The following is an 11,958-nucleotide window of genomic DNA, read 5'->3' as shown; positions in this document are numbered from 1 at the left end:
GATTTCCGCAGGCGGCAGAACCCGGGCGATGCACTCGAAAGGAGGTCGAGACAATGCATCCGTCCGCCCGCAGAACGACCGAACCCGCAGGCGGCAGGACCCGGCGATGCACTCGAAAGGAAGCCGAGACAATGCATCCGTCCGCCCAAAGGACGACTGAACCCGCAGGCGGCAGAACCCGGGCGATGCACTCGAAAGGAAGCCGAGACAATGCATCCGTCCGCCCAAAGGACGACTGAACCCGCAGGCGGCAGGACCCGGCGATGCACTCGAAAGGAAGCCGAGACAATGCATCCGTCCGCCCAAAGGACGACTGAACCCGCAGGCGGCAGAACCCGGGCGATGCACTCGAAAGGAGGTCGAGACAATGCATCCGTCCGCCCAAAGGACGACTGAACCCGCAGGCGGCAGTACCTTCGAACGGAGAGGAACCTGCGCCGCAACCTGCGCCGCAGACGGCGGACCTTCCGCATCGGAGCCGTCGCAGCGGCATCGGGGCGGACACCCGCACACGATCCGCACCGACGGCCGACAGCGCCCGCTCCCCGCCCCGGAAAGTTCCGGGCCGGGCCGGGGCTATGAACTTTGCACGACATGGAAAATAAAAAAAACTGGAAACGCATCTTCGCGATCATCTGGACGGGACAGGGCCTCTCGATCCTCAGCAGCGCACTGGTGGGCTATGCCGTGATCTTCTGGCTCAGTCTCGAAACGGGCTCGGCCGAGACGCTGGCGCTCGCCGCCATCGCGGGCATGCTCCCGCAATCGGTGCTGGGGCTCTTCGTCGGCGTCTACGTCGACCGCTGGGACCGCAAGCGCACGATGATTCTGGCCGACAGCTTCATCGCCCTCTGCACGCTGGCGCTGGCGCTGCTGTTCTGGTTCGACGCCGCCGAGCTGTGGCATATCTACGTGCTGCTGGCCTGCCGCTCGGTCGGCTCGGCATTCCATTCGCCCGCCATGCGGGCCTCCGTTCCGCTGCTGGCCCCCGAGTCGGAACTCACGCGCATCGCCGGCATCAATCAGGTGCTCGAATCGTTCTCCAGCATCGCAGGACCGGCGCTGGGCGCCCTGCTGCTCACCGTTACGCAGATGGGCGACATTCTGTTGCTCGACGTGCTGGGCGCGGCCATCGCCTGCACCACGTTGCTCTTCGTCCGCATCCCCAACCCCGAGAGGGACCGGTCGCTGAAACCGAGCCTGCGGCGCGAACTGCGCGAAGGTGCCGCCGCCATCGTCCGAATCGGGGGAATGCCCCAACTGGTGCTCTCGGCCGTCGCGGTGCTCTTCTTCATCATGCCCGTCGGGGTGCTCTTTCCGCTGATGACCCTCAAACATTTCGGCGGCGGCACCTTCGAGATGAGCCTCATCGAAATCGTCTGGGGCGGCGGAGCGCTCGCCGGCGGCATCGTGATGGGCATGCGCCGCTATCGCGTCAACAAAATCCTGCTCATCGACCTGATGTATATCGTCGTCGGGCTCACGTTCGCCCTCTCGGGACTGCTGCCGCCGTCGGCCTTCGTCCTTTTCGCCGTTCTGACCGCGCTGGCCGGTATTTCGGGCAGCGTCTTCAACGCATCGCTGGTCTCGGTCGTACAACAGCGGATCGACCCCGCCGTGCAGGGGCGCTTCTTCTCGCTCTACTCCGGCGTCAGTATGATGCCGGCCATGCTGGGCGTCCTCGGCACGGGCTTCTTCTCCGATTCCGTGGGACTGCTTCCCACGTTCGTCCTGTCGGGTACGGTGATCGTCGGAATCGGCATCCTCGGACTTTTTTCGCGCCGGATGCTGGCACTCGACCGGCAGCCCTGAGCCTCGTCCGGATCGGCACTCCCCCCCCCTTGCGGTCCGGGGCCGATCGAGCCGCGAACGCTGTCCCGAGGCCTTTCGCTTCTCAACTCGAAGCGGCTGTCTGCCGGACAGCGAAGCAGGAAAACCTGCGCATGCAGACGCCTCTCCGCCGCGTTCCGCCGAGGCTCCGTCCACACCGAAACCCGTGCAGATCGCCGCCGGCAGAAGAACCGCCCCGACGCAGCATGCAGTAAACGACACGTTAACGACGACCGCAACATCCCGCCACCTACGCCCCGCAGCCGACTGCACCCCCAACCGGCCCTGCCGCGGCAAACGTCCGTCCGCCGAGGAACGCGGCACCGAGAGCGGCATCCGGCAAAAGCACTCGGCACGAACGGATCGGACGCTCCGCCGCAAGACACGGCGGCGGCGCTTCGGCACACGGCCGCCCCGCAGAGAGACCGCCGCCGAACACGGTTCCGGCGGAAGGCGAAGCGAAAGGGCTGTCCAATGAATCCCAGACAGCCCCTTTTTTATTCGCCGCCGTTCGGAAGTTCTCCCGAACAGGCAATTCCCGAAGGGTTGAAAAAACTTGTCAGACAACCTCTTTACGGGTCGATACGCACCGTCTTCAGAAGTTCACGGTCGTACCGTTGTACGTTACCGCATAGGAGAGCATATTGCCGCTCACGGTCCACACGACCTTCACCTCAGACGAGGGATAATCCGCCGGATTGTAATCCATCGGAGAGGTCAGACCGCACAGCTCCGTGCCGCCCATGATCGTCGAAGGGGAACCCGTCCGCGAAGGCTGGTATTTGCCATCCGTTACCGTGTAGCTCATGGCGGCGGAAGTCGTACCGTTGAAGGACCAGAAACTCGTGCCGCGCGCCGAGCCGTCGAGTTCGAACGAAGCGTCTTTAAGTCCGGAGAAACTCAACCCCTCCTTCATTTCGGTCGTCAGCTCAAAATCACCCGACCAGCTCGCCTTCCGGCCGTCCGCCTCGGACAAGGCATTGCTGAATCCGATCCGGCAGACGCCGCCCTCGAAATAGAGCTCGGTTTCGCCCGTCGACAGCACCGCCACGGAGCTGCCACCCGTTATGGCCAGCTTCTCCGAGCCGAGCGACACGCTCCAGCGTTTCGATGCGTCCGTCCGCTCCAATGCGACGCCCTGCGTCTTCACCCGCACGGTCCCCGTCCGCGAATAGATGTCGTAGGGACGCTGGCCGCCGCTGTTGCGGTATTCGATCACGTAGGTCCCGGCCTCCGACTCGTCTTCGGTGATCTGCGTATACATGCCGAAGAGCAGCGTCTTCACGTTCTGCCCGTCGACCGTAACCGAGTTCAGGTCGTCGGTCTTGCCCTGTTTCTCCGCCTCGGCCCGCAATACGGCCAGTCGCAATGCGACGTCCGCAGGCTGCATGGCGGCCTCGTTCTGCGAATGGGCCGCATTGTAGATGTAGATCCCGGGGCGAACGGGTGCCGCCTCGTCGTGGAAATCGCTGTCCGAATTCAGGCAGGAAGCCTGCCCCAGCGCAACGGCGGCCACCGCCGCCATCCAAATCAATTTGTTCCTTTTCATAACACTCATTTCGAATCGATCCTAACTACCAACGTCGCCGGGCGCCGATTATTATCCTTCGGACCGGCCGACCGTCTTTCCGAAAGTTCATCCGGAATTCCGATCCGTCGCTGCAAAGGTAAATAAAAAAAACGATCCATACGTATATCGGACGCTTCGGCGGCCGTACTCACCTCCGAATATCGGAAAATCCGATTATTCCGAAACCGCTCTTCGCTCTTCCGCTCCTACGGGCCCGCCGCGCAGGCTCCGGAAGCTCCCGATGCCGCCCGACGCGCAACCGGGAAGCCCTTTCCGTCCCTTCGCCATGCCCGTCAGGCAGCGGTCCGGAAGCTGCGGATGCCAAGCCGTTCGCAAAGCGAAAAACTACGATCGGGCCCCTTGTGCCGGGCCCGACGACTGCGCGGATTTACCGGGCAGACCGCCCCGACCGTCGGCCGTCCGTCCCGTCCCGCACTGGTCGCATATCGCGCACGCACAGGCCGCTGCGCGGAAGCGGACGGATTCGCACGGTCGCGGCCTTGTCCCGGCATGCCGGCCGTTCGGGAGGTCAGGAGGTCAGGAGGTCAAGTGGTCAGGAGACCGGGAGGTCAGAAGATCAGAAGGTCGGGAGATCAGAAGGTCAAGAGGTCAGGTGGCCAAGAGGTCGGAAGGTCGGAAGATCAGAAGATCAGGATACGGAGAAAGTCAGAAGGCCGGCCGCACGTCGTTTCGGACCGCGCCCGTTTCGCCGCCGGCGCAGCACAGCGCAACGTCCGAAACGCTTCAGGCATGCGCCTCCTCCTGCGATTCGCAAACGCCGGGCACCCTCCCCGGAACCGCCTCTGCGAAATCGCCGCACCGGAAGCGGCTGGAACGGAAGCGGCGACGGCCGGAGTACGAAAAAAGACGTATCGTTCGTAAGATGCCGTTCCGCCGCACGAATGCCGGGAGGGGGGGGGCCGCCGCGCACCTTCTCAGCCCCGGTCAACGAACAGGCGCCTCGCCGTCCGCTTCGGACGTCGGGATGTCGGGACCGAACCTGTCGGGCACACAGGACGCATCGGGGTGCATTGGTGCATCCGAGCGCATCCTGCGCACGAAACGAAAAAGCGGGAAAATTTTCCGGTCGTTTTTAATTTCGTTGCCGAAGAAAATCCTATCTTTGTCTTCGGCGGTCGTTTCACACGGCTCATATACGACCGCCGTACCGGGATTCGCGGTACACGAAATGCATACGACGCACTATGTTGAACCTGTAACGATAAAATTCCGATCTGCATGGCACTTTTCTCTTTCTCCCGTTCGGACAAAGCACCGGCCTATCCCGCCGACACGATCGCCGCACGCGACGGCTCGCCGATCACATTCACATTTTTCAAACATGCCTCGCTCTCGATCGAGACGGGCGGCAAATACATCTACGTCGACCCCGTCGCCCAATATGCCGATTACGCCCGACTGCCCAAGGCCGACCTCGTGCTCATCACCCACTCGCACTACGATCACCTCGACCGTGCGGCCGTCGATGCGCTGACCGACCGCAACAGCCTGATCGTCTGCGACAAGACCGCATCCGAAGCGTTCGAGGGCGACTGCATCGCAATGACGCCCGGGATGAGCGCCGAACCGCGGCCCTACGTCCGCATCGACGCCGTTCCGGCCTACAACACCTCCGAGGGACACCTCCAGTTCCATCCGCGCGAACGCGAGGACTGCGGCTACATACTCACCATCGGCGGTACGCGCATCTACATCGCCGGCGACACCGAGCCGACGCCCGAGATGAAATCGCTCAAGAATATCGACATCGCCTTTCTGCCCGTCAACCAGCCTTACACGATGACCGTGGATCAGGCCGTCGAGGCGGTCGAGGCGCTCCGGCCTGCGATTTTCTATCCCTATCATTACGGCGAAGTCGACGAAAAGACCGATCTCGAACGTCTCGAACGCGCCTTGAAGGGTGTCGCCGAGGTCCGCATCCGCCCGATGGAATAGGAATCGGCGAGCGCGCTCCGCCCGCTCCCCCCCCGCCCGCGAAGGCGAGAAGCGTCAAATGTCCCGGCCGATCTGCCGCCGGCAAAGTCTTTATGCCCTCTTCCGGCAGCGGCAGGGGGGGGCGATTGCCTCCGCTGCGCACTGCACACCGCCGTGCAGTGCAGGTACGAAGGGCAGCCGGCCGGCGGAGCCGCACGATGCTGCCGTTCGGCCGGCCCGATTTGGAACAAACACGAAGAATGCGGAACGCACGCCATCCGGACCTGTTCCTCGATCACCGGGGCTGCATGGAATGCGGTGCAGGAACACCATACGCCGGAATCCGCACTCCGTCCGAAACCGCGTCCCGACGAGACCGAGCGGGGCCTAAAACACAGTGCCGAACACCGTCCGCCGAAACCCGCACTCCGTCCCGAACCGCTTCCCGACGAGACCGAGCGGAGCATAAAACACAGTGCCGAACACCGTCCGCCGAAACCCGCACTCCGTCCCGAACTGCGTCCCGGCGAAACCGAGCGGGGCATAAAACACAGTGTCGAACACCGTCTCCGGAAAGACGCCCCCTCCTCCGAAAATCGAAGTGGAAAATACGCAGCACCCAAAACATCGTATTCCGACGTCCGGCCCCGTCCGGCCCCCGTCCGGAGTTCCCAAAAGGCGAACCGGGCCGGATGCCGCGACGGGGCGGCACCGTCCGGTCCGACCGAAGCAGAGGCCGCGGCCGAAGCCGAAGTCGAGGTCGAGGTCGATTTCCGCCGGATACCTTGCGACGGCATATCGGGGATCGGCCGCCGGACCGCGGGCATATACCCGCAAAACGGAGAGAGGAATTCGCATGCACGAACTTCCCTCTCTCCGTTTCACGCCGGCCGTTACGACCGCTACCCCCGTGCGGAGCCCTCCGAAGCGCTCTCCACGGCTTCGCCGTCCACGGTCTTGGGCGCAACCTTCACTTTGAGCGACGAAAAACCTTTGACAATGTGCTCCACATCGTTTTTCGACGCATCGTACACCACCGTTATCTCCTTGGTCCGGGTATCGGCCTGCACGTCCTTGATGCCCTTGCCGAGCGACGGGATGTTGTTCATGATCTTGTTCACGCACTGCTCGCAGTCGATTTCGGCCGCAAATACCACGGTAGTCGTCTTCTTGCCCTGCTTCTGAGCCGGACACACGCCGATGCCCACGAAGGCCATCAGAGCTACCAACAGAATCTTTTTCATATAAGGTCTCGTTTTATAAGTTATCAATAGAGGTTGAAACGCATGCCCGCATAGAACTTGCGGCCCATCAGCGGGCCCCATATCAGCGACGAGTTGAAACCCGTCGAAAAGGGCTTGTCCGCATTGAGGATCGGATCGTGCTGGCGGTAGTCGGCGATATTCTCGCAGCCCACATAAATATCGAACTTGCCGATCTTGCGGCTCACCTGCGCGAAGAAAACCGGATAGCGGGGCGAATAGTGCGAATCGGCCAGATCGCCGTTCTGGGTCGGAATGCGCGAAGGGCCGTTGAGCTGCGCCGTCGCATCGAATACCCAACGGCGGAACTTCGTAGCGTACTGAATGTTGAACAGCGTCTTGTACTCGCTCACGAGCGGCCGCTTCACGCGCGTCGTCGTGCCGTCGGCCCGTTCGATGGTCATCTCCGAATCGGTGTATCGGAACGTGGCAAAGATGTCGAGCCGCTCGACGGGCGTCCACGAGAAGTCGATCTGGAACGTGTCGGTGTACGAACGGCCGTCGGTGTTGTAAATATAGATGTTCTGCGCGTCGCGCTCCTGATCGGCGATCACCGAGTTGTAGAACTGCGTACGGAAATAGTCGAAACTCAGCGTCGCGGCGTCGGGCCGGATGAGGTCGAAGGTCTGCGTCAGACTGCCGCCCACGGTCAGCGCCTTCTCCATCCGGTCGAAATGGCGGAAATCCTCCGGCAGCACGATCCGGCGTCCCGTAGCCAGAATGCCGATATTGTCCGTAATGACATTGGTCGAACGATAACCCAGACCGGCCGACGCACGGAACGTCGTCGTGGGCGTGATGTTCCACCGCACCTGTCCGCGGGGCGTCAGGTACCACTTCTCGTAAAAGGTGTTGTAATCGCCGCGCACGCCCGCCACGAGCGAGAACTTGTCGCGGATCGAATAGGTATACTCGGCATAGGCCCCCACTTCGTTCTCGTCGCGGTCCATGTCGGTATAATAGTCCGTGATCTTCTTATCCGCGAAATCGGGCATCCTGTTCCACAGTCCCTCGTCGAAGGACTGCATGTGCGCCTGCGCACCCACGATCAGCGACGAACGGTAGGTGAAGTAGTGATTGTACATGAGGTTGGCCGAAAGCGTATTCTCGCTGCCCTCGTAGGTGTTCAGGCCGAAGTAGGAGTCTTCGTCGAAATGGTCGTAGTCCACCACGAACGCGAAATTCGAACGCATTTCGTCCTGCTCGTCCCGGTCGTAGACCGAAGGTCCCACGGGCATCCCGATCTTGAAATAGGCGTTCGCCCCGCGGTTGCGAATCTCCGATCCGTAGAGCGGCTCGTCCGTAAAGACGCTCCGGATCATCCGGTCGTAGAGCGATTTCTTGTAATCCGCCATGCCGCCCAGACGGTTCTCGCGCACGTATTTCCATCCCCAGCGGATCTGCGCGCCGTTGTCGGCCGTGTAGAGCCACTTGTTGGCGATGTTGATCTGGTCGGCCTTCGGCAGATCGAGGAATCCGTCGCCGTTGTGGTCCATGTCGCGCACGTGCGTGTCCATCGACCCGTGGAGCAGGATCACGCTCGATAGCTTCTTGTTTTTCGTTACGGGAAAAGCCGTCGAAATATTGGCCTCGGGACGCAGCTCGTCGTCCAGATAGAGGTTGACGAACAGACGCTCTTCGTCCGTCGGCTTGCGGTGTTCGAGATTGATCTGCCCCGTGATGGCCTCGTGTCCCGCCGTAACGGAGGCGATGCCCTTGGAGACCTGTATCGAATTGAGCCACATGCCGGGCGTATAGCTCAGGCCGTAGGGAGCGCTCAGGCCGCGCATGATCGGGCGGTTCTCGTCGAGAATCTGGGTGTAAGTACCGGCCAGACCGAGCATCTTGATCTGACGGGCGCCCGAAATGGCGTCGCTGTATCCGACCGTAACCGAAGCGGAGTTTTCGAAGCTCTCGGCGAGATTGCAGCAGGCCATCTTGCACAGCCCCGCGAAGGAGATCATTTCGTTCTTGGCAATGCCGTCGCGTTTGACGAAGTTGCCGCTCATCGTTCCCTCCACGACCACGTCCTCGACCTCCATTCCGTCCGGTCGGAGGACGAAATTGATACGCTCCGCGCCCGGTTCGACGCGAAGCGTATCGTTCACAAACCCTAAATACGACGCAATAAGGCGGTCGTAGCCCTTCACTCTGTGAAGCGAGAACTCACCCGATACGTTTGTGCCCGTACCGACCGTCGTTCCCTCCCAAAATACCGAAGCTCCGAGCAATGGCTGGTTGTCGGAGCCCAGCACAACTCCCCGGATTTCCTGCGCACGCAGAGTGCCGCACGCACCAGAGAGTAGAATGATCGATGTTATTATCTTTCCTTTCGTGATTTTCATGTATGTCCGTCGATTGGTTGAAATTGCTTTCTTCCATTTCCCGCCTCGGCATAGCCCGAACTTGCGTTCGGCTCTGCACTCGGCTTAACGAAATGGTTGGTTGCACAACGGGCGGCGCTGCATGAGCTATCCCCGGGGCAACCGAGTTTCAAACCAATACGGGCGGCGCTCTGAGGCCGCACGACGCCACGAACGAATCGGGCACCGAACCCGCGCACCGCACCGCGATGCGGTCGCAACCCGCCGGTGCGGGCACCCCTGTCGTCAGGACCGGTTCGGCCGCCAGAGCGTCCGGCAAGTCGGAAGCCACGATCCGCTTGACGAATTTCTCCGAATCATGCGACGAAGCGGTATACAATGCGATATCGGTGCTGTGATGATCGCCGCAGCAGGAGTCGTGCATCACGCTCGGCACGTCCCCGACCACGCGGACGCAGTACGGGCAACATGCGCCGTACACGCTTTTCGCCGGCGGAACACAGCGGCACGCGAGCGCAACGGCCGAAGGACCGCCTACCGCCAAAAGGTAGACCGCCGCGAGCAGCAACGCTATGTACCGTTTCGAACGCATCGCTTTCTTCAGATCAGATTGCACGATTCGAGCGCCTTCGTCCACGCCTCGGCGTCGCGCAGAGCCGTCGCCTCGTCGATCCCGTAGCGCTCCGCGAGCAGACGGGCGGCATCCGCCGTCTCGAACTCGCGGCCCGCGAGTTCGTTCCACAGAAACAGCGACGATTCGTTGAGCGAAATGACTTTGGTCATATCGGCTCCGTAGCGGCCCTGCATGATGACGACATGCTCGCCTGCGATCTCCCGCACTTTGTATTCGTCGCGTATTTTCATATTCCAAAAACGTGTTTGCCTTTGCAAAAGTATGAATATTTACCGAAAAACCAAACTTTTCTCATCATCCGGCCGATTTTTCGGACCGCACGAACGTCCGTCCGCGGCCGAAAGCATTCCGCGCAGTACGCGGCCCCCCCGCCTGCCGTTGCCGCACGGAGCGGTTGCAGGGCTCCGTGCGACACGGGTTTCGCACAGGGCGCCGCGGATTTCGCCGGTTCGGAACGCCGCACGGAAATCATGGGGCTGTCTAACAAGTTTTTTCAACCCTCCGAGAATTGCCTATTCGGAAAAGTTCCCGATGAGCAGTACGAATAAAAAAGGGCTGTCTAAGAGTTGTCAGACAGCCCCCACCGTTCCCGTCGGCGTATATCGCGGCATGCGGATCATTCGATCACGAGCGTGCAGGTCGCGGTCTTCTCCTCGCCCTCGGTCGTTACGAGCGTTACCTCCATTTCATAGGTGCCTGCAGGAGGGACGGGATCACTATAAAAGTAGAAATAAGGATCTATCATCGACATATCGTCCTTTTTCAGCTCCGATAATTTCTTACGATACGTTTTTCCGGACGGCAAATTATCGGGATATCCTGCACGGACATATTCGGCATAGGAGCCGTATTCAATTTCCAAGATATCGTCGAGCGACGAACCCACAGGATGCGCATCGTCCCATGCAGCATTCAAACATCTTGCATGCACCGCTTGATAATTGTCGGCACAACAGGAGCGTCCGCTGTATTTGATCCAATCTTCGTATCGATTGTAACTCCGGTCTCCGTTTCTTTCGGCAATCTCCAGAAACCGTTCCGCCTTCTCCCCTCTGCCCCCGACTTCCGGAGCCGAGTAAATACGATTGACAGGCATCTGTGCATTCATATCTCCGAACCAACCTTGCAGCAACCCGAGACCTGAGGGAGTGATATTGAAAGGTTCATTGTCTTCGTAATAGGGGACAAAAGAAACCAATAAAGTCAAATCCGCTTTGCTGCGGACCATGTCGTCGTCGCATCCTGCAAGTAAAAGCGACACGACGATCGGAAGAAATATCTTTTTCATGACGACTTAACTTTTGCGATTGTAATAAATAATTCTTTTTTCATTCGTATATTCATAAACGGTACCTATTTCCGTAGGATCGATCCGATCTCCGACTTCGCTGTAATTCGAATTTTTCCGCGGACACACGACAGCATCGGACTGATAATATCCATCGCAAACGCCAGATCATCCGAAATTGCAGTGATAGAGAAAAAGATCCATATAAGTTTCTTTAACTTCGCCGGTTTTCCTATTCGTAATTGTGGAATGCTGTCGTATGGCGGCAGCTCCGTCGACGACCCACGCATGACCTTTGTCGACATTATCGTCATGCCCCGTAATATAAGTCGGCAAACCGCGGTCTATTACCATTTCCTTCAGTTTTCCAGCATCCAAATAATATTTATCCACATTAGTAAAACCGACTGCCCTCAAAAACCGACATGCACTATCGTTGCTGGCACTGCTGCCATCTAATCCATAATCCATTCCTATCGAAATGCCTATCCCGCTCAACAAATCGGCGACGGATTCGATCGTATTAGTTACTTCGGTCTTCGAATCATAATATTTGGGAGCCCAAGGAAAATCGTTATACCTTTTGATTTCTTTGAAAATCGCATCCCAATGAATCGTTCTGCCACCCAATACTTGCGGATCGGGATTCATATTCATCGGATAATATTTATCGTAATAGTTCGTGGCGACGATCTGTCCCAAGGCCACAGCTACACAACCGACCATACAGTGCTGTCCGCTGTGTACGGGAGTCGAAAGATTGTAAGGAGCTCCCTGCCCCCACTTCATTTTACAATAAGGGCCCTTCCTATCGAGAAACTCGGTCCGCCCCTTCTTTATTACAAGATCTCTTATATTCGATCCCGTTCCTCCTCCGATCAGCGAGTCGTACTTATGGATTCCGCCGATGCGTTCGATCAGATAGTCTCCGATTTCGGGCACTACTGGCGGGGCGTCTGCGCCGTCGTACTGTCCGTCTGCGGCCGCTGCGAGCTGTTCGGGGGTCAGCGACCCACGTTCCGTAACTGCGATCACGGATTCGATGCGGTCGTCGGCCCCGAGGATCGCATATCCCTCTCCGTTCTGGAAGTTGGCGATGTAGACCAGATCGCCGA

Annotated in this window: 9 protein-coding genes; 2 read left to right on the top strand and 7 right to left on the bottom strand. The window is 59.6% G+C overall.

Features of this window, described 5'->3' with window-relative positions:
* The first annotated feature begins 594 nt into the window (after positions 1-594).
* On the top strand, positions 595-1,812 hold the full coding sequence (locus BN3659_RS06940) for an MFS transporter (protein WP_091535632.1): 1,218 nt from the start codon (positions 595-597) through the stop codon (positions 1,810-1,812).
* Positions 1,813-2,425: 613 nt separating this feature from the next.
* Here BN3659_RS06940 and BN3659_RS06935 read toward each other — a convergent pair.
* Complete coding sequence (locus BN3659_RS06935; RefSeq protein ID WP_141682528.1) at positions 2,426-3,379, bottom strand: hypothetical protein; 954 nt, start codon at positions 3,377-3,379, stop codon at positions 2,426-2,428.
* A 1,260-nt stretch (positions 3,380-4,639) separates the two neighbouring features.
* Between BN3659_RS06935 and BN3659_RS06930 the strand changes: the two genes are divergently transcribed.
* Positions 4,640-5,356, top strand: a complete 717-nt coding sequence (locus tag BN3659_RS06930; protein ID WP_091535628.1) for an MBL fold metallo-hydrolase — start codon at positions 4,640-4,642, stop codon at positions 5,354-5,356.
* Positions 5,357-6,237: 881 nt separating this feature from the next.
* On the opposite strand, the gene BN3659_RS06920 is transcribed toward BN3659_RS06930, so the two are convergent.
* From BN3659_RS06920 to BN3659_RS06890, 6 genes are all read right to left on the bottom strand, one after another.
* Positions 6,238-6,579, bottom strand: a complete 342-nt coding sequence (locus BN3659_RS06920; protein ID WP_091535625.1) for a heavy-metal-associated domain-containing protein — start codon at positions 6,577-6,579, stop codon at positions 6,238-6,240.
* A 23-nt stretch (positions 6,580-6,602) separates the two neighbouring features.
* Complete coding sequence (locus tag BN3659_RS06915) at positions 6,603-8,942, bottom strand: TonB-dependent receptor (RefSeq protein ID WP_091535623.1); 2,340 nt, start codon at positions 8,940-8,942, stop codon at positions 6,603-6,605.
* Between the two features lie 148 nt (positions 8,943-9,090).
* A complete protein-coding gene (locus tag BN3659_RS06910) occupies positions 9,091-9,513 on the bottom strand; it encodes a hypothetical protein (RefSeq protein WP_091535621.1) in 423 nt (140 codons plus the stop codon).
* A gap of 8 nt (positions 9,514-9,521) precedes the next feature.
* Positions 9,522-9,785 carry a PqqD family protein gene (locus BN3659_RS06905; RefSeq protein WP_091535619.1) on the bottom strand — a complete coding sequence of 88 codons (264 nt, stop codon included), beginning with the start codon at positions 9,783-9,785 and terminating at the stop codon, positions 9,522-9,524.
* Between the two features lie 386 nt (positions 9,786-10,171).
* Positions 10,172-10,843, bottom strand: a complete 672-nt coding sequence (locus BN3659_RS06895; RefSeq protein ID WP_091535616.1) for a hypothetical protein — start codon at positions 10,841-10,843, stop codon at positions 10,172-10,174.
* A 168-nt stretch (positions 10,844-11,011) separates the two neighbouring features.
* Positions 11,012-11,958 (bottom strand): C10 family peptidase (locus tag BN3659_RS06890; protein WP_141682527.1); only part of this gene is annotated, 947 nt, incomplete at its 5' end.

Source organism: Alistipes sp. CHKCI003 (genome assembly GCF_900021155.1).
In the GTDB taxonomy this organism is placed as follows: Bacteria; Bacteroidota; Bacteroidia; order Bacteroidales; family Rikenellaceae; genus Alistipes; species Alistipes excrementavium.
Note: the sequence above shows the minus strand (reverse complement) of the source record. Positions and strands in the feature narration are given on the sequence as shown.

Excerpts from the sequence above, each read along its gene's own strand:
- BN3659_RS06940 (WP_091535632.1), top strand. The coding sequence starts at position 595 with ATGGAAAATAAAAAAAACTGGAAACGCATCTTCGCGATCATCTGGACG.
- BN3659_RS06935 (WP_141682528.1), bottom strand. The coding sequence starts at position 3,379 with ATGAAAAGGAACAAATTGATTTGGATGGCGGCGGTGGCCGCCGTTGCG.
- BN3659_RS06930 (WP_091535628.1), top strand. The coding sequence starts at position 4,640 with ATGGCACTTTTCTCTTTCTCCCGTTCGGACAAAGCACCGGCCTATCCC.
- BN3659_RS06920 (WP_091535625.1), bottom strand. The coding sequence starts at position 6,579 with ATGAAAAAGATTCTGTTGGTAGCTCTGATGGCCTTCGTGGGCATCGGC.
- BN3659_RS06915 (WP_091535623.1), bottom strand. The coding sequence starts at position 8,942 with ATGAAAATCACGAAAGGAAAGATAATAACATCGATCATTCTACTCTCT.
- BN3659_RS06910 (WP_091535621.1), bottom strand. The coding sequence starts at position 9,513 with ATGCGTTCGAAACGGTACATAGCGTTGCTGCTCGCGGCGGTCTACCTT.
- BN3659_RS06905 (WP_091535619.1), bottom strand. The coding sequence starts at position 9,785 with ATGAAAATACGCGACGAATACAAAGTGCGGGAGATCGCAGGCGAGCAT.
- BN3659_RS06895 (WP_091535616.1), bottom strand. The coding sequence starts at position 10,843 with ATGAAAAAGATATTTCTTCCGATCGTCGTGTCGCTTTTACTTGCAGGA.